General features: G+C 53.9%; 14 protein-coding genes and 1 pseudogene. 8 read left to right on the top strand and 7 right to left on the bottom strand.

What is annotated here, in order from left to right; translation table 11 throughout:
- Window positions 1-41: 41 nt before the first annotated feature.
- Window positions 42-572: a GNAT family N-acetyltransferase gene (locus JE47_RS0110830; protein ID WP_236631206.1), complete on the top strand. Its 531-nt coding sequence runs from the start codon at window positions 42-44 to the stop codon at window positions 570-572.
- Here JE47_RS0110830 and JE47_RS0110825 read toward each other — a convergent pair.
- Window positions 524-1,828, bottom strand: a complete 1,305-nt coding sequence (locus JE47_RS0110825) for a glycosyltransferase family 4 protein (protein ID WP_051871133.1) — start codon at window positions 1,826-1,828, stop codon at window positions 524-526. The genes JE47_RS0110830 and JE47_RS0110825 overlap by 49 nt on opposite strands.
- A gap of 156 nt (window positions 1,829-1,984) precedes the next feature.
- Entirely contained in the window at window positions 1,985-4,066 is a 2,082-nt protein-coding gene (locus tag JE47_RS0110820) for a thioredoxin domain-containing protein (protein ID WP_031459774.1), read from the bottom strand.
- Window positions 4,067-4,228: 162 nt separating this feature from the next.
- Between JE47_RS0110820 and gyrA the strand changes: the two genes are divergently transcribed.
- Window positions 4,229-6,700, top strand: coding sequence for a DNA gyrase subunit A (gene gyrA, locus JE47_RS0110815; protein ID WP_031459773.1), 2,472 nt, complete (start codon window positions 4,229-4,231; stop codon window positions 6,698-6,700).
- Window positions 6,701-7,188: 488 nt separating this feature from the next.
- Window positions 7,189-8,610 (top strand): type I glutamate--ammonia ligase, encoded by a 1,422-nt coding sequence (gene glnA, locus JE47_RS0110810; RefSeq protein ID WP_031459772.1) that lies wholly within the window; start codon window positions 7,189-7,191, stop codon window positions 8,608-8,610.
- Between the two features lie 505 nt (window positions 8,611-9,115).
- Here glnA and JE47_RS0110805 read toward each other — a convergent pair.
- The 3 genes from JE47_RS0110805 to JE47_RS0110795 form a co-directional block, all read right to left on the bottom strand.
- Window positions 9,116-9,898, bottom strand: coding sequence for a hypothetical protein (locus JE47_RS0110805; protein ID WP_031459771.1), 783 nt, complete (start codon window positions 9,896-9,898; stop codon window positions 9,116-9,118).
- 434 nt (window positions 9,899-10,332) lie between these two features.
- A complete protein-coding gene (locus JE47_RS0110800; protein WP_031459770.1) occupies window positions 10,333-11,187 on the bottom strand; it encodes a BtpA/SgcQ family protein in 855 nt (284 codons plus the stop codon).
- 20 nt (window positions 11,188-11,207) lie between these two features.
- Window positions 11,208-12,182, bottom strand: coding sequence for a carbohydrate kinase family protein (locus JE47_RS0110795; RefSeq protein WP_031459769.1), 975 nt, complete (start codon window positions 12,180-12,182; stop codon window positions 11,208-11,210).
- Between the two features lie 133 nt (window positions 12,183-12,315).
- On the opposite strand from JE47_RS0110795, the gene JE47_RS0110790 reads away from it, so the two are divergent.
- Together JE47_RS0110790 and JE47_RS0110785 are read left to right on the top strand one after the other, a co-directional pair.
- Window positions 12,316-14,715: a hybrid sensor histidine kinase/response regulator gene (locus JE47_RS0110790; RefSeq protein WP_031459768.1), complete on the top strand. Its 2,400-nt coding sequence runs from the start codon at window positions 12,316-12,318 to the stop codon at window positions 14,713-14,715.
- A gap of 87 nt (window positions 14,716-14,802) precedes the next feature.
- Window positions 14,803-15,735 carry a translation initiation factor eIF-2B gene (locus JE47_RS0110785; RefSeq protein WP_031459767.1) on the top strand — a complete coding sequence of 311 codons (933 nt, stop codon included), beginning with the start codon at window positions 14,803-14,805 and terminating at the stop codon, window positions 15,733-15,735.
- 116 nt (window positions 15,736-15,851) lie between these two features.
- Here JE47_RS0110785 and JE47_RS0110780 read toward each other — a convergent pair whose 3' ends face one another.
- A complete protein-coding gene (locus JE47_RS0110780) occupies window positions 15,852-16,973 on the bottom strand; it encodes a glycosyltransferase family 4 protein (RefSeq protein WP_031459766.1) in 1,122 nt (373 codons plus the stop codon).
- Between the two features lie 8 nt (window positions 16,974-16,981).
- Entirely contained in the window at window positions 16,982-17,734 is a 753-nt protein-coding gene (locus tag JE47_RS0110775) for an MBL fold metallo-hydrolase (protein WP_031459765.1), read from the bottom strand.
- Window positions 17,735-18,084: 350 nt separating this feature from the next.
- Between JE47_RS0110775 and JE47_RS0110770 the strand changes: the two are divergent.
- From JE47_RS0110770 to JE47_RS0110765, 3 genes and pseudogenes are all read left to right on the top strand, one after another.
- A pseudogene (locus tag JE47_RS0110770) lies at window positions 18,085-19,800 on the top strand (HAMP domain-containing protein); the annotation flags it as partial.
- A gap of 141 nt (window positions 19,801-19,941) precedes the next feature.
- Window positions 19,942-20,343, top strand: a complete 402-nt coding sequence (locus JE47_RS22530; protein WP_411278399.1) for a sensor histidine kinase — start codon at window positions 19,942-19,944, stop codon at window positions 20,341-20,343.
- On the top strand, window positions 20,291-23,491 hold a 3,201-nt coding region (locus tag JE47_RS0110765; protein ID WP_031459763.1), incomplete at its 3' end, for a Calx-beta domain-containing protein. The genes JE47_RS22530 and JE47_RS0110765, both read left to right, overlap by 53 nt.

The raw sequence follows: 23,491 nt of genomic DNA, 5'->3' as shown, positions 1-23,491 counted from the left end.
AGTTTCTCAATGAATAGTTCATTACCCCCCCCCGTCCAGTTGTGCTGGCCGGAACAAAGGTCTTTCTGAGTCACATTGTTGCTGAAGATGCAGCATTGTTAGCGCATTGGTTTGCCGATCTAGAATTGACTGCACTGCTCGGTCAGCAGGGACGTAGCTTTACCCTTGCGCAAGAACAGCAGTGGATCGCAGCAAGGGCCAATACCGTTGAACACGAACGTACATTTGCCGTCGTGTTGCGGGATTCTGAGCGCTTAATCGGCACATGTAGCCTGCACAACATAAATCTTTTACACGGTACCGCTGAGCTGGGCATTGCTATCGGCGATAAAACCGTGTGGGGGAAGGGCTACGGCCGTGAAGCAGTACGGTTGTTGATCGAGTACGGTTTTCGGTATCTCAACCTCTACAATGTCAGTCTCTGGGTGCACAGTTTTAACGAACGGGCCTATCGCGCTTACCTGGCTGCCGGATTTCGTGAGGTTGGTCGTTTACACGGTGCGGTGCATTTCAATGGTCAACGCTACGACCGCATCTTGATGGAGGTTACGCGCAACGACAATGGGCGCTGAAAGTGGTTGGTGTAAAGGGGGCGAATACGCTCGTAGACTGCATCCCAGGTCAATTCCCGCCAGACTCGTGCCCGTCCGGCTGCGCCCAACGCTTGCGCCAGCACACGATCACGAAGCAGGCGGTCAATCGCGTCAGCAAGCACCATAACATTGCCAAACGGTACGAGTAAGCCATCGACACCGTGGCGCACAACAGCCGGTACACCGCCTGCTCGCGCACCGATAACCGGTACACCGTTGCACCACGCTTCAAGATACGTGATCCCAAAGCTATCGGTGCGTGATGGCTGCACGTAGAGATCAGCCGCCGCCAGCGCATCACGTCGGGTCTCATTATCAACGTAGCCGAGTATTCGTACTCGTGCCTGTTCCGCTGGTTGCAATGCTGCCACCGCATCGGTAAATCCGCCAAAGGCTGGCCCACATTGTACCCACACCGCGTCGCTTCCCTGTGCCCACAGGCGCCGCATAGCGGCCAGTGTGTGAACAGTACCTTTGTCAAAAGCGGCTACGCCAAGGCTTAACACTATCGGGCCACGGATGTGATGAGTTGCCCGAAAACGCTCTCTATTGCCGCCGGTCACTTCAGTTGGGTTGACCCCCGCGCCAACAGTGACAATCTGGTCGGCCGGTACCCCACGTCGGATAAGATAGCCCCGCTCAATGTCGGTCATTGTCGCCACCCAAGTCGCCCGTCGGAGGAGTGCGATCTGGTGCGGCATGGCGTAATAACGTACCACCTGCTCACTCCCCGGTTCACCTAAATGAACAAAGGGTGTACAAATGTGAGCGATGCCACGCTCTGCTGCCCAGCGTGCAACCGGGATCAGCGCAAAATCGAGCGTGATATTGGTAGTATGAACGATATCTACGTCGGCGAGTGCTGAATCGTTCAGGACTGTCGCCAGATCGGGTAGTTGTGGTGTCAGTGTTGCCAACCGGCGCAGGATGGGGATCGCAGGTCGCCCGACACGCCCTAACTCAACCATTAGCCGCCGAATGACCGGGTAGAGCATCACCGATGCGGGTAAACGTCGAACGGCCAACCGTCGAACCATCACGCCATCGTGCTCACCGGTTGGCTCACTAATCCGCCGTTTTCCGGCCATCCAGAGATGTTCAAGATCGAAGGCATCGGTCGTCAGTACAGTAACCCGATGACCTTCAGCTACCAGCCGCGCTCCGATCTCTTGAAAATAACGCGCTGCCCCGCTCGGTGCTGGCCAGTAGAGTTGAACGACGTGAAGAATGTGCATGCCGCGATGGTTCCTTAACTATCAGAAGAGCGGTCATCGTTGTTGGCGCTTGGATAATCATAACAAATTTCTGGTTCTGGGCCGCGACACCTTCCTTCACCACGTTAGGGGCAGGTTCTCAACCCGCCCCGATTGTCGTCTGTCTGGTTCTTACGCTCAACCCAATTGTGCCTGGAGTGCTTCAGGGGTTGTCACCGGTAACTGACAGGCAAACTGCTCACAGAGATAGGCGGTAGGATGACCGTCAATCATCGTGCGTCCGCTGAGCAGGGGGCTGAGCAACGTCATCGGATCATTGGGCATCGCTCGTGCAATGACCAGGCGTGGCCGGTATGCCGCACGGGCCACCGCAACCAGTGCCTGAGTTTGCGGATGATCAGACGGGCCAATAATTGCCAGTTCACGGGTTGGGCCAATCGCAATATCGGCTGCACATAACATTCGACCGAAGCCAAGCGGAAAGCGCTTCAACATTGGTGTCGCTTGTTCCAGTACTTGCCGGGCACGTGTCATATACAGCTCTCGCCCGGTTATTGCGTAGAGTCGCAGCAGTGCGTAGGCCGCTGCTGATGAACCCGACGGTGTTGCGTTGTCGCTCAGATCACGTGGGCGAGTTACCAATGCCGGTTGATCGCGACCGGTGTCAAAGAACATGCCGGCCTGATCATCCCAAAAGAGATCGAGCAGCGCATCGGCCAGTTCAACGGCAATTGCCAGATACTGTGTTTCACCACTGGCCGCATGCAGGTCGATCAACGCATCACAGAGTAGTGCATAATCTTCGAGGAACGCAGTCGGCCCCGGTCGCCCGTCCTTCCAGCTTCGTAGTAATCGACCATCAGCACGCCGCAGATTTGTCAAGAGAAAATCGACGCACTGGCGGGCAAACCCCAGATATTCCGGTACTCGCGCACTCGCGACCGCCAGTGCCCGGATTGCCAGTGCATTCCAGGCGGTAATAATCTTTTCATCACGAAATGGGCGTGGTCGTCGCTCGCGGAAAGCACGCAAGAGTGGACGTGCACGTGCTACCGTCTCCTCCAACCGCTTGACCGACACACCGAGCATCGCCGCGACTGCGGCTGCCGGACGTGGCACGTGTAAAATCGAGCGACCTTCAAAATTTCCCTGGCGCGTTACCCCATAATAGGCTCCAACCAGCGTTGCATCGTCGCCGAGAGCGATACGCAATTCATCAGGCGTCCAGACATAAAACGCACCTTCCTCGGCATGGGCAGCCCCTGCTATCGGTAAGCTATCGGCATCCTCGCTGCTAAAGAATGCACCATCAGGATGGCGTAGATCGCGCAGGAGATAGGCGAAGGTCTCGTCGGCAATGCGGGCGAGGAACGGATCACCGGTAACCAGCGCCGCCAGGTGGTAGATCTCGGCCAACAGCGCGTTATCGTAGAGCATCTTCTCAAAATGTGGTACCAGCCAGCGGTCATCAACACTATAGCGGTGAAACCCTCCCCCAACCTGATCATACATCCCACCGCGTGCCATCTGCTCGAGCGTCTGGTGGAGCATCGGCAGAGCCTGAACATCACCGCGCAGGTGGGCACGTAATAAAAACTCAAGTATCAACGGCTGGGGAAACTTAGGCGCGTCACCAAAACCACCGTACTGGTGATCAAACTCACGCCCAATCTGAGCAGCAGCGGTGGTCAGCAACGCCTCATCGAGCGGGGCAGTCTCCGGAAGTGGACGAGCCAGGAGCCTGATATGATCGAGCAGCTCGTGCGCTGAAGCTGTGACTTCGGCACGCCGGGATCGATAAGCTTCGGCAATCGAGAGCAACACCTGTCGCCAACTGGGCATTCGGTACCGTGCTGCCTTTGCGTCAGGAGGAAAATAGGTGCCGGCGTAGAACGGTGTCCCATCAGGTAGACAAAAGACATTGAGCGGCCAGCCACCACGTCCGGTCAGAGCTTGTGCTGCTGCCATATAAATGGCATCAAGATCGGGTCGTTCTTCACGGTCAACCTTAATGTTGATAAAATGTTCGTTTTGAATTGCTGCTATCTCAGGGTCGGCAAAACTTTCATGCGCCATAACATGGCACCAATGGCAGGCAGCGTAGCCAATACTGACCAGGATCGGCTTGTCTTCACGGCGGGCGCGCTCAAGCGCCTCTTCTCCCCACGGGTACCAGTCAACCGGATTATCGGCGTGCTGTTGCAGATACGGACTGGATTCGTGTGCCAGTCGATTCAAGGGACGTGATCCGGCACTCATGCCTCCTCCTTTTTGATAGATGTTCCTGTCAGAATTGTAACATAGTCGTCGGCGTCGAACAAATTTTCGACTTTTATTGGACAGAACCTCACGGATCGGGTATAATGTCAAATGGCGAACATCGCATAAGAATGCGCTAAAACCAATCTAACGGAGCAAACAATGGAAATCGGCATCGTTCGGCCCGTCAGCATTACCAACGAGATGCGGACGGCCTACCTCAGTTACGCGATGAGCGTCATCGTTTCGCGTGCCCTGCCTGATGCACGCGACGGCTTAAAACCGGTACAACGCCGCATTCTCTACGGTATGTGGGATATGGGCTTCCGAAGCAATCAGCCCTACAAAAAGAGTGCCCGTATTGTCGGTGATGTACTCGGTAAGATGCACCCTCATGGCGACAGTGCTGTCTACGATGCCCTGGCCCGTATGGCGCAGCCGTGGAGTATGCGCTACCCGCTTATCGACGGTCAGGGGAATTTTGGCTCAATCGACGGCGATCCTCCTGCCGCTATGCGATATACCGAGGCCCGTTTGGCGCCTATTGCTGAAGAGTTGTTGAGTGAGATTGAGAAAGATACGGTCGATTTTCGTGATAATTTCGACGGCAGCTACCGCGAACCGGTCGTCTTGCCGGCAATTTTGCCCAATTTACTTCTTAACGGTGCCTCTGGGATTGCCGTTGGCATGGCAACGAATATCCCGCCACACAACCTCAATGAACTCTGTGATGCGATCAGTTACCTGATCGATCATCCAGATGCCACGGTTGAGGAGTTAATGAAGATTATTCCCGGTCCAGACTTTCCGACCGCCGGCCTTATCTTGGGCACCGAGGGCATTCTAGCTGCTTACAGTACCGGTCGCGGCCAGATCACGTTACGGGCAAAAACCCACATCGAAGAGGCCGGACGTGGGGCTTTCATGATCGTGGTCACTGAACTTCCCTACCAGGTCAACAAAGCACGTCTCCAGGAGCGTATTGCCGAGTTGGTCAAGGATCGAAAGATCGAGGGGATTCGCGATGTCCGCGATGAGAGTGACCGCAACGGTATGCGGCTGGTCATTTTGCTGAAACAAGATGCTCAACCCAAGAAGGTGCTTAACGCACTCTATAAGCATACCCAGATGCAAACCACCTTTGGGATTAACATGTTGGCACTCGTTGAGCATGGCCGCCAGCCTCGCGTGCTGACTCTCAAACGGTTGCTGCAAGAGTACATCACCCACCGGCAAGAGGTGATTCGCCGACGCACTGAGTTCGATCTGGCCCGTGCCCGTGAACGTGCTCATATTCTGGAAGGGTTGAAGATTGCGCTCGATAATCTAGACGCGATCATTCAGACCATCCGCGACTCACGGACTGCCGAGAGCGCACGGAATAATCTGATGAGTAACTTCTCGCTTACCGAACGCCAGGCTCAGGCGATTCTTGATCTGCAACTGCGCCGCTTGGCTGCGCTTGAACGTAAGAAGATTGAGGATGAGTATCAAGAGGTGATCAAGCTTATCGCCGAGCTGGAAGATATTCTGGCTAATCCACGGAAGGTGTTACATCTCATCCAGCAAGACCTCACCCGTCTTAAGGAAAAATATGGTGATCCACGGCGCACACGCATTATTCCCGATGTGACCGGCGAAGTGAGTGATGAAGATCTGATTCCCGACGTGCGGGTGATGATCACGCTGACCGACCGGGGCTATATCAAACGCCAGTTGCCCGATGTCTACCGTACTCAGCGTCGTGGTGGTCGGGGAATTAAGGGGATGCTCACCCGTGAACAAGACATCGTGCGCCACCTGCTCACCTGTAATTCGCTCGATAACCTGCTCTTTTTTACCGACCGTGGAAAAGTGTATCAACTGAAAGCGCATGAAGTTCCTGATAGTTCACGGACTGCCAAAGGGTTACCCCTGGTCAACCTGGTGTCACTCGAACCGGGTGAGCAAGTTACTTCGATGCTGGCCGTGCGTGAGTTTGATGCTGAGTATCTGGTAATGGCAACGGTACGCGGCAAAATCAAGCGAACGCAGTTGCGTGAATATAGCCAAGTACGCTCGAACGGTCTGATTGCCATCGGCCTTGAAGAGGGCGATGTATTGGGATGGGTTCGTGTCAGTCACGGCCACGAAGACATCTTACTAACTACGGCTCGTGGTCAGACGCTCCGTTTCGAGCAGAGTGAAGTGCGACCGATGGGTCGTCCAGCAACCGGCGTGATCGGTATTAATTTGGCCGAGGGTGATCGCGTGGTCAGCATGGATCTGGCTGAAGAAGGCGCCGATCTGCTGGTGGTCACTGCTCGTGGGATCGGCAAGCGTACCGCTCTCTCTGAGTATCCGGTCAAGGGCCGGGCGACTGGTGGGGTGATTTCTATCAGGCTTCGCAACGAAGATGAGGTTGCGGCTGCTGCGGTCGTGCACGATCATTCGTTGCTTACCTTCATCACCACTAGCGGTATGGTCATGCGCATCAGCGCCAGCGAGGTTTCGCGGCTTGGGCGGGCAACCCAGGGAGTAACGCTAGTGAATGTGGCCACCGGTGATCGGGTTGCTGCTCTGTCAGTTGAAGACCCTGAAGAGAATGGGAATGGCAACGACAAGCCGCCAACGTTGATTGATCCGCTGTCGTGAAGTCGAAAAGATGCCGTGTCAGCGAGGGGCGGGTTCACAACCCGCCCCTACTGATGTGGCAAACGATGGTTTCTAGCCGTACAACCAGGTTGTTGGAGCAGTTTAGACCTCCTTTAGACAAAGCATCCAATCCTCTTAGCGCAAGGATTGTACCCTCTTACCGTAGCAATACCCATCCTCAGTTAGTACACTAAAGATAGGTGCAGATGTTGCACGCTGCCTGCGTAGGCGCAATGGCCAACATTGGGGTGGCTTGAGAAACCGTTTTCGTTTCGACTTCAGCAGTGTTGCGTTTTGTCGGAAGAATTCGGTTACATACCAGGTCTGTTGCCTGCCACGCTTGTCGCGAATCATCTGCTTCCCAAACCATTAACAGTAAGGAATACGACGCCGCTGGTCATATACATGCCACGGCGTCGTTCCCTGTTTAAGGACCATGTTCGTTCTAGGGACCGCGTTCGTTCTAGTAAAGCAAGGAGTAGACTCTCATGGCGATGGATGCAAAAGGCGTAATCGAACTGATCAAAGCCAAAGGAATTCAGATTGTTGACACCCGTTTTACCGATCTTTTCGGCGGGTGGCAGCACTATTCACTGCCAGCGTCTCGCTTAACCGAAGATATGATCCGCGAGGGCCTGGGCTTCGATGGGTCGTCAATTAAGGGCTTTCAGGCGATCAACGAGAGCGATATGCTGATGGTGCCCGATCCGTCAACAGCGTTCATTGATCCGACCCTCAGCGTACCGACCCTGGTACTCATTTGTGATATTATCGATCCCATTACTCGCCAGCCCTACACACGCGATCCGCGCACCGTGGCAAAGAAGGCGGAAGCTTACCTGAAGACAACGGGTATTGCCGACACTGCCTACTTTGGGCCAGAAGCGGAATTCTTCCTCTTCAGTGATGTTCGTTTTGGCCAGAGTGCTAACCAGGGCTTCTACTACATCGACAGCCCGGAAGCGGTCTGGAATACCGGTGCTGAGGTGCCCGGTGGCAACAAAGGGTATCGCATCCGTCACAAAGAGGGGTATTTCCCGGTACCTCCCACCGATACCCTCCAGGATATTCGCTCGGAAATGATTCTGAAAATGATGGAAATCGGGATCGAAATTGAGCTGCACCATCACGAGGTAGCAACTGCCGGTCAGTGCGAAATCGACATGCGTTTTGACTCGCTGGTCAATATGGCCGACAAGGTACAGAAATACAAGTACATTGTCCGCAATGTCGCACGTGCTCACGGCTACAGTGCTACCTTTATGCCCAAACCGATCTTTGGCGATAACGGTTCAGGCATGCACACGCACCAAAGCCTGTGGAAAGATGGTGAACCCCTCTTCTTCGATGAGACCCAATATGCGCTGTTGTCGAAGACAGCGCAGTATTACATCGGTGGTATTCTCAAGCACGCACCAGCATTACTGGCAATCTGTGCCCCGACCACCAATAGCTACCGCCGTCTGGTACCGGGCTTCGAGGCGCCGATCAATCTAGTCTATTCAATGCGTAACCGCTCGGCGGCCATCCGTATCCCGACCTACAGTTCATCGCCGAAAGCACGCCGTATTGAGTTCCGAGCGCCTGATGCGATGTGTAACCCCTACCTGGCCTTTTCTGCAATGTTGTTGGCCGGTCTTGACGGTATCCAGAACAAGATCGAACCGCCACCACCACTCGACGTAGACATCTACGAGCTGTCACCTGAAGAGAAGGGGGATATTCGCAGTACGCCCGGATCACTGACCGAAGCGCTCGATGCTCTTGAACAAGATTATCACTTCTTGCTCAAAGGTAATGTCTTTACCACCGATCTGCTAGAGACATACATCGAAGCCAAGCGCAAAGAGGCTGTTGGTCTAGCTCTGCGGCCCCATCCTTACGAGTTTATGATGTACTACGATGCCTAAAAATAGGTGTTTAGCACAGGGGTTTTCAGAAATTCCGCCCTCTGATGCTACACTGGCTCCTTACCGGTGAACGAACGGAGCGATACGACGCAAGGTTCTGTGGTTAGCTGGGTGCGCGGGCCTCTGGCCCGCGTGAGGCGGCGTATGGCCGGAGCCTATCAGTTGGTGCATCTCCATCCCATTCCTCCCACCTGGGGTGCGCGGGCCTCAGGCCACAACGGCCCCTAATTCCGTCTTCAGCAGATCGGTCTGTGGTTAGCTGGGTGCGCGGGCCTCTGGCCCGCGTGAGGCGGCGTATGGCCGGAGCCTATCAGTTGGTGCATCTCCATCACATTGCTCCCACCTCGGGTACGCGGGCCTCTGGCCGCAACGGCCCCTAATTCCGTCTTCAGCAGATCGGTCTGTGGTTAGCTGGGTGCGCGGGCCTCTGGCCCGCGTGATACAGTGTATGGCCGGAACCGAGGCATCGCCGCGTCCTCACGGTATCACACCCCTAGCGGCTCCATCACCTGTTTTCAATCAGCGCCGCAATTGCAGTCCGTGCCAGATCGATCCGCATCAACCAATTCCTTGGATCGGCATCAAATCGATCGCGCCACGCCTGCGCACTCCCCAAGACAGCCACCTCATCAGCATAGCGATCTAGGGTCTCGAATTCTAACCCCTCTGTCGCACGGTACGTCAGCGTCAGACCTGACTGTTGGGCCAGTAACAGCCAGGTGCAATCGGCGCCAATACTATCATCACGACTGGCGGTGGTAATTAGTGTTGCGGCGCGTCGCGATAAGCCACGGGCAGCGGCCATCACATCCCAGGCTTGTCCGGTAGTGCGGCGAAAAACCTCATTCACCAACGATTCGGTGGCGACCTGCGCTTGTGGATGAGTGGCGAGTGCCCTTGGCGTGCGTCCAAAGACCGTCACATCGGCTGCCAACAGATCATCGAGCATGATGCGCAGTTCATCAGGCCAGTATTCGATCCAGTGCAGAACTCGATCAAGATCACAAAACAAAAACCAATCGGCAGTGGGAAATTCCTGTAATGCTACCTCGACTGCCCCACGTCGCCAGCGCCCAAGATGTAAATGACCAATTGGTTCGTTCATCGGCGCTACCTTCAGCGCAATTTCCGCCCGTTCCAGCCAGGATCGCGTCATTGGCACACTGGTGGGCGTGAGCAGCACCGCGATCCCATCAAAGTACAGTTTCAGTGCTGTAAAGGTGCGCACCATCTGTTGGTAGAGTCGTCCATCGGGGTCATGATGAGTGGCCGCCAGAACCACGCTCATTGTTCATTCCTTTCCCAAATAAAACACCCCGCAAACAAGCGGGGTGTGTAATTTGTTCAGGCTGTTGATTGATTTACCGAACAACGTACTGTAAGATGAAAATCTCTTTGTCGTAGCAAGAGTCTACAGGTAAGAACGGTGCAACAATGTCTGGCTGATTGAAGGTAGAACGTTAGCTAAATGATAGGTTGACGGTAGCTATACCTTGCCACGCCTGCTAACAGCCTGAACAGACGGAACGGTAGAAGCAAAATGTGAAAATATTTTACCGTCCTTCCTCATCATAGCTGGTAACAGCCATCCCCGCAATAGGGTGATAGTCCTATCGCGCATTGAGAATGGTACTATTGACAAATAGTTCAAAAGTACTATTCAGCCGCCCCGAATGGCAGTGCTCTGCCGGAGATGGGCTATCCTTATTCCTCTGACGCACCCTATCCGCTCTGACGAGCCGCTGCGACAAATCGCCGTACTCGCGCAACATCAACCGGATTGGCAATATCACCATCCTGTTTGATACTACTACCCACAATGACACCATCAGCCACCTGCATAAAAGCGGCAATATTCTGTTCGTTAGTACCGCTACCGAGGAGGATAGGGGTATCACCGGCCAGTGCGCGGGCCTGTTGTACTTTAGCTATATCCGGCGCATCACCGGTCATCCGACCAGAGATAATGAGGGCATCAGCACCGAAAAAGCGCGTCCATTCGATGTGTGTTGCCAGATCGATACCCGGAAAGCGGACTGAATGTTTTTTATCTACATCGGCAAAAATCTTGATCGACTCTGCATGCAACTCCTTGCGTCGGCGCATCAGATCGGCAGCGCAGCCTTCATCCCAACTGCCGGCATCCCAGACTCCGGCACCGGTGAACATACAGACGCGAATAAAGCTGGCACCAGCAGCAATCGCAATTCCCAACAGAGATACCCCACCGTTGTGAACCAGATTGATACCGAGCGGTAATTCGGGGACAGCCTGGCGCACAGCGTAGGCTACGACCGCCTGTGCGGCAATACTCTCTGGTTGCACGTGTGGGCCAGCTCGAAAGGGAATATCCCACATATTTTCGACGATCAACCCGTCGCATCCACCTTCAGCCAGTGCTTCGGCATCACGGATGGCGTGATCAATAATGGTTTGCATTCCGTAACCGGTATAGCCAGGGGCACCGGGTAATGGCCAACAGTGGACCATCCCGATAATCGGCTTGGCAGTACGAAAGATTTCGCGGAGATCGCGTAATCGCCAGCGATCAAGTTGTTCTTTCCAGAGTGGTGGCATCAACAAGCTCCTTACTTTACCTATGAGCCAGATGGCCAGAGTCGATTGACAATCGTGTCGCTCAATCGATTACGAATCTCATCGGTAGCAGGAATTGCTTCCACAGCACCGTGACGAGTGGCAGTCAGGGCAGCGACAAGATTCGCGAGTGTCGCACTTTGCGAGAGATCGAGACCGTGAGTCAGACCCCACGCATACGCCGCACTAAACGCATCACCACACGCGGTTGTATCCACGACTGGCACGGCAGGAGGTAGGACATCAAGCCGTCGCCCCTCGTTGTTGGCGACACTGCACCCCTGGGCACCACGTTTAATGGCCACGTGGTGGACGCCGGCCCCAATTAAACTATCGATGGCCTGGGCGATGCTTTGTCCTGGTAATAGTACCCGCAATTCGTCTTCATTCATCGTTAGCAACCACAACTGTGGTAAGAGACGAACGATCAAGCGGCGTGCGACTCGAATTGCCGGTAAGCAAAGATCAAGAACGATTGGACACCCCTGCTCAATCGCCATCTCCATTACCTGTAGTGCGGTTGAGCGCTGTGGATCGTCAAGCAATGCATGGGCGCCAACCAGCAGTAATCGGCTTGAGCGGATCAATGACGGGGTAATGGTCGATGTGTCACAGAAGACGTTGGCTCCACGAAAGCTGAGAAAGCTACGCTGCCCGCCAGGAGTAACAATCACGCCGCACAAGCCAGTGGTTGCACCAGGATCAACCTGTACAGCGCTGACCTGCACCCCATGCATACGTGCTATCTGCAATGCAAATGAGCCGGCCAGATCGTTACCCACCCGACCAATAACATACGGGATTGCACCCAGCCGCCCGGCTGCCACTGCCATGTTCAGCCCGGCACCTCCCCCACCCCAATGAACGGCCATTGCCGGGTTGTCGTCGCCTTCGCGGGGAAAGTGCGGCAACAAAAAGCCGAGATCGACATTAATATCACCGAGCGTCGTGACAACTCGCCGTGTCTCCGCTTCCATGGTTATCCTTTACAAGGTTGCAGTAAGCGTAGCTTCCGTGTACAATTTTACCCTAGAGTCGGCTGTTGAAACTTGCTAATTATCACCAAACCGACGTCCTAATTCGTACTAAGATACACTCAGGCTCTTCACCATGGAAGAGATCCTTGTTATTGATGATAGCGAGCACGTCAGCCGGATGCTGGCGCAGACGGTGCTTCCAGAACTTGGCTATCGAGCGGCAATTGCGCTTACTGCGAAGAGCGGTCTTGAACGGTTGCGCGCTCGTTTGCCAGATTTGATCTTGCTCGATCTCCAACTGCCCGATATGAACGGGCTTGATTTTCTACGCATCTTAACACAAGAAGGGATTGATGTTCCGGTTATTTTGATGACTGCCCACGGTTCCGAGATGATAGCCGTTGAGGCATTTCGGCTCGGTGCTCGTAATTACTTGATCAAGCCGTTTTCCGATAACGAAGCCCGTGAAGTTATCGATCAGGCGTTGCGGGAACGTCGTTTGCAACGGGAACGTGATCGCTTACTCCAGCTCTTGCAGCAGCGCGTGCAAGAGTTGACCGTTTTGACTCGCGTTGGTAAGTCGGTGACGACATTGATGGATCAGCGTCAACTGCTTGATCGAATCGTCGAAGCAGCAGTGTACATGACGCAGGCCGATGAAGGGATACTCTTTCAGTATGTCGAGCAAAAGCATGAATTGATACCGCTCGCTCTGCGGAATGTAGCAGTGGAGTCGCTTGACCGGCTGCGTCTTCCAGTCGCCGATTCGCTTGTCGGTCAGGTGGTGCGGAGTGGTAAATCGTTGCGCTTGCATCGAGGAATGACCGACGAACCGATTGCCATTACGGCGACCATGGTTGTGCAGGCGACGTTGCAGACACCGTTGCAAGTAGGTGATCGGATTATCGGTGTGCTGGTGGTCAATAATCGGCGGAGTACTCGAGCTTTCAGTGATAGTGACCAGTATTTACTGGCTGCGCTGGCCGACTACGCAGCAATTGCACTTGAAAACTCGCGACTGTATCAGGCAGTTCAGAGTAGCGAGGCGCGTTATCGAACAATCTTTGCTAATGCGTCTGATATGGTGTTGCTCCTCGATACCAATTGGCGAATCATCAGCGGTAACCAGCGTAGCGCGCAGATTCTTGCCATGACGCCTGATGATTTGGTCGGTCAGCCGTTACAGCGTTGGTGTTTACCACAGGAATGGCCGACAATTGCTCAGGCACTACAGCGTGTTGCACAAGGGTTGCCCCAGCCACCATTCACCATCTCGTTGCAGCGGACAGCGTATGAGTTGGCAACGGTTGAGCTAAACGCTCAGCGGCTTGATGCTAACGATCAACCGATGATTGTCTGTATTGGGCGTGATCTGACTGAGCGTCGGCGGTTGGAACAACAGCTTATTCAGTCTGATAAATTGTCGGCGCTTGGTCAACTGGTAGCCGGTGTAGCCCATGAGCTTAATAATCCGCTGACGAGTATTTCAGGCTATGCCCAATTACTGCTGCGCAATCGCACACTCAACGAGGAGATTCGCGCCGATCTTGAACAGATCCGGCAACAGGCCGAGCGTGCTGGGCGTATCGTGCGGAATTTGCTGATGTTTGCCCGTGAACATCAACCTGAACGTCTGGCAACTCAGATCAACGAAGTCATCCAGAGTACATTGGCCCTGCAAGCTTATCAGTTGCGCGTTGATAATATTACGGTTCAACTCGATCTCGATCCTGAATTGCCATCGACGGTTGCCGATCCCCATCAATTACAGCAAGTGTTACTCAATCTGATCACCAATGCCCGTCAGGCTATGAACGAGCGTGGTTCGGGTATTCTGACGATACGTACTAGACGTTACGAAGCGGCTGATGGTCGGTATATTGAAGTTTCTATCTCTGATAACGGTATTGGTATTCCTGCTCAATATCTCGATAAGGTGTTTAATCCATTCTTTACGACCAAGCCGGTCGGTCAGGGTACCGGTTTAGGTCTTTCTATCTGCTACGGCATCATTCAGGAACATCAGGGGCAAATCTGGATCGAGAGTCGCGAAGGGGTGGGGACAACCGTTTTTATTCGCCTCCCGATTGTTGAGGCATCGGCTGGTGCCCCAACGCCATCGTCGACAGCGACAGCGACTGATGCCGAGAGTGGCCCGCAACAACGAGTACTGGTCGTCGATGACGAGGAACCAGTACTCCGCATGCTTCAGCGCTTGCTTGGCGAACTTGGTCATCAAACTACAGTGGTGAGCGATGTTGATTCTGCGCTTCGTGAATTAGCAACCCATCCGTATGACCTGGTGATAACCGATCTCCGAATGCCCCAGAAGAGCGGTTTCGATCTAAGCGAAGAGATTCGGCGTTCATATCCGCATCTAGCTGAGCGTATCATTTTTATCAGTGGTGACACGCTGAGTACCCTCAAACCTCATCAGAAAGAGCAACTACACGGTAGATTGCTTTCTAAGCCCTTTTCAATTCCGCAACTGGCTGAACTGTTGCGTAATCTCCCTCCCCGGCGAACGGATTGATTCTTCTCAGCACCGCCTGATTGTCCTATGGTAAGATTCGACAGGTGGGCATTATCAGATACATTGAATACCGGTACAGGAAATCCCATGGATCCATTTATCGCCCGATCCGTTGCCGAGATTGCGTCCGATACGGTCTCAGGCGCAGTGGAAATTGCCCAAAAGTGTGCGGGGATTCTGGCACGGGCAGTACGTAGTCGTCCGATGGCCGATCACGCCGATGTGCAACGTGAGATTCTGACCGTTGGGCGAGCATTAATTCGTAGCCACCCAACGATGGCGCCATTGGTGAATCTGGTTAACGGTTTGCTCTGGCGGTTAGAAGAAGCAACCGATTGTGAAACGGCGTTGCGTTTTGTTGATGAAACGACAAACGACTTTCGTCGTCGTCTCCATGTGCATGAGGCAGCAATTGCTGAAACGACGTTGCGTTTGATCGGTGAAGAAGCTGTTATTTTGACAATTGGTCGGAGTACAACAGTACGTGCCGCATTGCGCCACGCTCAACGCGCCGGTCGTCGGCCGCGGGTGATTTGTACCGAGAGTCGGCCGATTGGCGAGGGCCGTATGTTAGCCGGAGAATTAGCAGCCAGTGGTATTCACACGACCTTGATAACCGATGCTTCGGCGGCTACACACGTTGCGCAGTGTCATCTTGTTTTGGTCGGGGCTGATTTGATCGGGAGTGAAGGTTTAATCAACCGCGTGGGTACGTACCCGCTGGCTCTGGCAGCCCACGCGATGAGTGTGCCGTTTTATACGCTTTGTTCAAGTGAGAAGCTATTACCGCCAGGGTACCGCTTACCCCAACAGTTTCCGATGGTGTCGCATCAGGTCTGGTCAGATGTGCCCCCAGGTATTACGGTGCATACCGCCTATGCCGATCGCACACCACTCGATCTGCTGACTGGGATTATTTCCGAACGAGGTATTTCACCGCCGGTAGGCATCGAGGCCTGGTTAGCGGCAACACATTTGCATCCCCTGCTCCAGGCTGATTTGGATGAGCGGTACGAGTGAGACGTGTCCTTTGATCTGAACGGTTCCTGCCGGTAGGATGACCGACGCGGTTGTCCTACCGGCTCTGTTCCGGTGCGACCCTGCTTCAGCAAAGTTTGTCTCATCCGAGTTGATTGTTACTCATCTCGTCCGATCACTTGTCGGTAGAGGTGTAAGGTCTGCCTGGCCGCTGTTGTCCACGAAAAGCGGGCAGCCTGTTGTGGCCCACGTCGAGCGAGATCGCGTCTTGTTGCTTCATCGTGCCAGAGGTGCTCGATCAGGTCGGCCCAGGCAATCGGATCAAGAGGTGGCGCCAGCCAGGCTGCATCACCAACGACTTCAGGGAAGCTGCTGGTATCAGAGACAATGGCCGGTGCGCCGCAGGCCAGAGCCTCGAGCGCCGGTAGCCCAAACCCTTCATAGCGCGACGGGTTGAGATAAAGACGACAGGCTGCATATAACCAGTGCAGATCATCGCCGCCAACAAAACCGACCCGTGTAATGCGGTCACTTAGACCTAGCTCACCGATCAGTTCCAGAATTGGTTGATCAAGCCAGCCTCGTGCCCCGGCTAACACCAGGTGATAGTTGGTAGATGGTCTACGGTCGCAACAAATGCGTAGTGCGCGCAACAGCGTAGGAATATTTTTGCGTGGTTCAATCGTGCTGACGAAGAGCATAAAGGTATCGGCAGTGAGTGTTTTCCCATCAATGGTTCGCGTAGCACCAGGCGGTAATGACCATGGCTGAAACCGCTCATCGGCTGCCGCGTAAATAACCGTAATCCGTTCCGGTGGAACGCCAAGGCGATCAATAATGTCATCCCGCGTTGCCTGTGAGATGGTGATAATGGCCTCGGCACTAGTTGCAGCGCGCTGAATCTGACCGTAATAACGTCGCGCTGCCTGGTCGAGAATCTCCGGAAAGTGCAGAAAGGCCAGGTCGTGGATCGTAATGACTGCCGGGCAGGGGCGTAAGAAGGGTGGAATAAAATCGGGACTGTGCAACAGCGTGGGACGACGGAGCGTGATTTCAATCGGTAAGCAGATTTGCTCAAGACGATGATGCGGTGGGGTCAACAGATGTGTACGACGTGCGATTGGTACCAGCGGGATGCGGGATCGCACGTGTTCAAGGACAAGTAGCTCCTCATCGTCTGCCAGCAAGGGGATCATAGCCTTGATCAGGCTACGTGTATAGTGGGTAATACCGCCTTGCCGGTAAGCATGCAACCGCGCATCAATAGCAAATCGAATCATCTCGGTTTTTAGATTTCAATTTCAAGCCCATCGTAAGCAAAGGTAACGCCCGAAGGTAGACCATAATCGGCCCGATAATCGACCGTATGCGTCATATGGACGAGAAATGTACGTGGAGCACCAATTATTCGGGCAACTTCACCTGCCTCAGCAATCGAGAGGTGGGTTGGATGTGGTTCTGCACGTAACGCATTGAGCACCAGCACTTGCACACCGCGGAGGGCCTCCATAGCCGCCGGCGGAATAGCGCTGGCATCGGTGACATAGCCCAATGGTCCGATCCGATAGGCAGTAATCGTCCAGGTGCCATGGGGAATGGCAAGCGGAAGTACCGTCAAAGGCCCGATCTGAAAAGGCCCCTCAATCGTATGAAGGGTAATCGACGGGCGCGAGGAGCCTTGGGAAGTGTCATCGAAGGCATACGCAAAGCGTTGCCGTACATCAGCCAGCGTTTGTGCACTCCCGTAGATTGGCAGCGTTCCCTGGCGCATACAGAATGGACGCAGGTCGTCGATACCGGCGACGTGGTCGAAATGGGCATGGGTAAGTAGTACCGCATCGATGCGACGCAGGTTTGCTCGTAGCGCTTGCATCCGAAAATCGGGACCGACATCGATGAGAATATGTAAACCGTGGCTTCGCACCAGGGCCGAGGTACGTAATCGGTGATGACGAGGATCCGATGAGGTGCAGATTGGGCAATCGCAGCCAATTACGGGAACTCCCATTGATGTACCGGTACCAAGAAAGTGTAGATGCATGCGTTCTGTAAAGATGAATAACGGATGAATACCACAATACATCGGTATTATAGCACGGTTGTTTGCAAGAGTACTGATACAGCAAAAGCTGGCTTTCATGCAGATAATAACATCTCATACGCCAGATTGTACTATTACCGATTGTATTAATAGCTTTATGTGCCTATATAAATAAACTGTTAACCATTTGCCATTAAAAAGGTATTCGCAAGCGCAACAACCTGTCTTATACTATTGGTGAGCGCTAGAGTTTGTGAGCCTGTTCATGATTGGGACCGATGGAACAATTCCTGTGACTCACATCCTTTTCGCTGATCAACGACAGACCTCCTTGTGCCGGGTAGGTTGTTATGAGGCGGCTAATAAAGGAGCTGCAAAGCCAACTCAAATATCAGATCATTGGCCCCTTCCTCGTCCTCGCGGTCTTAGTCGCCATCGTGGGCCTATCAATTGTTGCGTTTTTCCTTGCCCGGCAGCAACAAGATCGTTTTGATAATGAGTTAGCCGCAGCAACCAGGACGGTCAACGATACTTTTTTTGTACAAGAACAGGCTAACCTTAGTTTTTTGCGCGAAGTCGCTTTTGCCCAGCGGAACGACAGTATTAATGCGCCGGCTGTTGCTGAAGCCTTTGCGTCCGACGATCGCGACGGTTTGCGCAGAGCGCTTGATCCATTCTTTCGTCAGGGTATCCAACGAATTGATGTCCGCCTTGATCGCTTGATCGCCTTTGGCCGTGATGGCCGCACTATCGCCGATTTCGAGCGTCTACCTGAGGCAACCAACAACGAGTATATCACCCATGCTTCATCTGACCTTAGCAGTGCCTGGTTCACTTCCCTTGTTTTACAGGGTAAAGCCGACGAACGCGGTGACAAGTATGCCGGTCTGATCCAATTTAGCAATACGCAAACAGTGTATCTGGCTACTATCACACCAGTACGCCAGGGTGAAGAGGTGGTTGGCGGGCTGATTGTAGCCAATCGGCTCGATAAACTGCTCAATGAGATGCTCAAACAGGCACGACTGGATGGGATTATCCTATACGATAAGGACGGCGCGACTATCGCCAGCACATTTAGTAGTCTTGTTCGGCCACCATCGTTGAGATCGGATGTGGTGACAAAACTGATAGAAAAGAATGCTGACCTATACGGACAATCACTCTTTACCGTTGAAACCATTGATGGTAAGGAATATCAATTGGCATACGTGCCGTTAACGATCCGTGGTAGTCGGGTTGGTATTCTGGCGACTGTTCGTGCTCGGGAAGAAGTACTGCTGTCGTGGAATAACATTAGTCCACTGTTGGCAGTCGTGACGCTTGGCCTGGGGTTGACGATCGCTGTCATTGGCTTGTGGGTCACTCAACGCATTACGCGACCGCTTGAGGAGTTGGCAGAAACTGCTCGTGCAATTGTGGACGGTGATCTTCAGCGGCGCGCACGAGTATCTTCTCAAAATGAGATCGGCGAGCTGGCGCGACATTTTAACCGCATGACCGATTCTCTGGTTGAGCTTATTGCTAAGGTGCGGGCTGAGGCGCGCCAACGGGCGGCAATTGTCGAGAGTATTACTGACGGTATTATTTTTACCGATGTTCAGGGTGAAATTCGTTCAATCAACCGCGCAACCCGTCGCTTGCTTGGCCTGGCAGAAGATGCTTCTTTTCCCAAACGCTTGAGTGACTTGCCACTTACGCCATTGACCGAAGGTGTACCTGGGTTTGGTGATCAACGGGCGCACGATCTGTATTCGCTTGGCAATTATATTATCCGACTTTCAGTGGCCGAAGTGCGTGAGGATAACGGCCACTTGTTGGGCTATGTCGCCATCCTGCAAGATCTCACCAAGGAGGTGATGGTTGATCGGGCAAAGACAAACTTTATCGGTACGATTTCGCATGAATTGCGTACACCGCTAACGGTGATTCGCGGAAATGCTGATCTCCTGGCGCGTGGTCTGGCCGGTCCGCTCGCTGATGAACAGAAATCTTTTGTGGAAGCCATTCGCTTGCAGGCAAATAATATGACGACGCTGATTAGCAATGCAATCACCATTGCTAATCTCGACTCCGGAACACTTAGGTCTGTTATCGAGCCTATCGATGTACAACCGCCGATTGAAGATGCAATTTGGCAGGTTCGTGGGCCGATTAAAGCGAAAGGATTACAGCTCGAAGTTGAGCTGCCGAAGAAGTTGCCAAAAGTGCTGGCCGACGCCGAGCATGTACGTACTATCACGCTTCAATTGCTCGATAATGCGCGGCGGTATACCGACACCGGAAGGATTACGGTTTGTGCCATTCCCCAACGCGATGCGCTACGCATTGAGGTAAGTGATACCGGTCGCGGGATACCGCATCATCTCCACGAGCAAATCTTTGAGCGCTTTTTCCGCGGTGAAGGGGTTAACGAAGGGATTAACTCGAGTGAACGCGGTATTGGGCTTGGTCTGGCGATTTGTAAGCAACTGATCGAGCGCTTGGGTGGCACGATTGGCGTCGAAAGCACACCAGGACAGGGCAGTACATTCTTCTTTACATTACGGTACGCCGATGATACCACCACTCCTGAAAAACCGGCAACCCGCATGGAATCGGCTGCTTAGGTATGATCGTTGGCAACAACCGTTACCCTGGCTGATTCTCGCTGCGCTCCTCCTCCTGTTGGGGTTGATTTCGTTGGTCATCAATCTGATGATCAATCAGGTCGCCCCACGTATGGAGTGGTTTAGTGGTGATTTCAATACTGGTCGGGTTGATTACAGTCCCTGGGGTGGTGGGCTGCAATTGCCACCGATTAATCCCAGTATCATTGTACCTGATGAGAGTCCAACTCCAGTACAGACCCCTGAACCTGATCAGATAGAGGACGTACCGGTTGTGGTTATCGAGGTGCCCACCGCAACACCTACGCCGACTGCCACACCGACTGCTACGGCGACCTCCACGCCAACAGCTACCCGTACCCCTACTCCGACTCCGACAAATACACCGACCGCATTGCCAACCGCGACCCCGACCCGGACGGCCACACCTACTCGCACAGTACCGCCTACGCGCACTCCATTGCCAACGTTGACCCCAACGCCGATTGTAACTTCTCCACCTCCGCCGCCACCACCGCCACCAACGTCACTACCATCACCCACGGCGACGCCAACCCGTACTGCTACGGCAACGCCAACAGTGACGCCAACTCGTGTCGTTACCGCGATACCGACAAGTACTGCCACGCCAACGCGGACAGCAACACCGGTACCAACCAGTACCCCGACCCCGCGCCCTGGCGAGTCAATCCTCTTTTTTGCTAATGAGAATATAAGCGTCAATGAAAATGCAGGTACCTTGACGGTAACGGTTCGCCTTGGCTCGCCTGCCGAGCAGACGGTGCGCGTGCGGTATGAAACGATTGCCGGTAGTGCATTGCCCGATGTCGATTATCTCCCTACCAATGGGGTGTTAGTTTTTGCAGTCGGTGAACAGCAAAAAACATTTACCGTTCGTATCATCGCCGATGACCTCTACGAACCTGCCGAGACATTCAGACTACGCTTACTCAATCCAGAAGGTGGTTTTATCGGTATTCCCGGTACTGCAACTGTTACGATTGTCGATACCAGTCCACCACCAGTAGTCCGTTTTGTCAGTGCTGCCGGTATCATAGATGAAGGTGATGGTCTGGCTGCCGTGACCATCCGCCTGGAGCCGGTCTCGGCGGTTGATGCCCAGGTGAGTTATACCGTCACCGGTACAGCCTCTCTAGACGATCACGGTCTCCGTGCGGGCACAATTGTGATACCGGCAGGAGCCAGTGCTGCCCGTTTACTGATCCCGATTATTGACGATCCTGAAGATGAAGCTGATGAGACGGTCATTGTTCGGCTTACATCGGCGGTTAATGCCACGATCGGTTCACCAGATACCCATGCGCTCACCATCCAGGATAACGATCAGGCCGGTATCGTTGTCCAACCGTCGGTTGTTGATGTAGCCGAAGGTGGCCCAGATGGTACCTATACCGTTAGATTGAACAGCCGTCCGACAGCACCGGTGACGATTACGCTTACCGGCGTTCAGGTAACGACAATACCCCCAACTCTCATCTTTACGCCGGATAATTGGGCCGCTCCGCAAACAGTGACTGTGCAGGCGATCGATGATCGGATTGCCGAGGCAACCCCTCATCCGGGATCGGTGAGTCATACGGCAACTAGTACCGATCCCTTCTATCAGGGCTTGAGTCTGCCTGTGCTGAGCGTGCGGATCGCCGACAACGATGTGGCGGCTATTGTCACCTTACCCTTCAGTTTGACAGTAGCCGAAGGTGGGCCAGCGGTAAGTTATACCGTGCGTCTGGCAACGCAGCCAACAGCAAATGTGGTCGTGACTATTACACCGTCAACACAGGTCTTACTTGATGGCCAGACCACACCGGCACCGATAACTCTGTTCTTTACTCCAACCAACTGGAATGTTTTTCAAACAGTGCGTGTAAAGGCTCTCGATGATGACATTGATGAAGGTATCAGCGAGGTTGTGCAGATTACGCATAGCGCAAGTAGTACCGATACCTTCTACAATGGCCTGACAGCGAATGTTGCAGTCACTGTCATTGATAACGATCTGGCCGGTATTGTGCTAACACCGGCGAATCTGACACTGAATGAAGGGGCAACTGCTTCGTATAGCGTTCGTCTCAATAGTCGTCCTGTTGCACCGGTTACAATCACTATTACACCCGAAATTGTTGTACCACCTTCGCCATTGATCGGAAGTAATGATCAGGTTCGTCTCAATGGCTCGGCAACCCTGACTCTGACGTTCACGCCAGATAATTGGAATACGCCACAGCTTGTTAATGTGCAAGTGATCGATGACCAGATCGATGAAGCGCTCGATCCGGCCACGACCTATCTTGTTCACCTACGTCATACTGCAACCAGCGCCGGTGATGCGATGTACAACGCGCTTCCACCATCGTTGTTGCCGGTGACGATCATCGAAAACGATAACGCTGCCCTTATCCTTAGCCAAACCAGCCTGACGGTAGCCGAGGGTGGGCCAGCGGCGAGCTATACGGTGCGTCTGGCAAGCCAACCTCTGGCGAATGTAACGGTCACCATTACGCCGGAGCTGGTAAGCGCGGCATCGCCGCTGGTGGGGAGCAGTGGTCAACTGCTGCTGAACGGTCAGCCGACGCTGACGTTGACCTTTACGCCGACGAACTGGAATACGGCGCAAACGGTCACGGTGCAGGCGATTGATGACAACGTGGTCGAGACGCTGACCACGACCTACGACCTCGATCTGCGGCACGAGGTGGCCAGTAGCAGTGACCCGGTGTACGATGCACTGGCCGACCGGCTAGTGCGGGTGGTGGTGCAGGAGAACGACAGCGCTGGCTTGCTCATCACGCCAACCAGCCTGACGGTGGCCGAGGGCGGTGCAGCGGCGAGCTATACGGTGCGTCTGGCAACCCGTCCGTTAGCCGCAGTAACGATCACTATTACGCCGGAGCTGGTAAGCGCGGCATCGCCGCTGGTGGGGAGCAGTGGTCAACTGCTGCTGAACGGTCAGCCGACGCTGACGTTGACCTTTACGCCGACGAACTGGAATACGGCGCAAACGGTCACGGTGCAGGCGATTGATGACAACGTGGTCGAGACGCTGACTACAACCTATGCGCTTGACTTGCGTCACGATGTGGCGAGTAGTAGCGACCCGGTATACGATGCACTGGCCGACCGGTTGGTG

The sequence above is a fragment of the Chloroflexus sp. MS-G genome (assembly GCF_000735195.1).
GTDB lineage: Bacteria > Chloroflexota > Chloroflexia > Chloroflexales > Chloroflexaceae > Chloroflexus.
The sequence above is the reverse complement of the archived record's forward strand: the minus strand, read 5'-3'. Positions and strand labels throughout refer to the sequence as shown.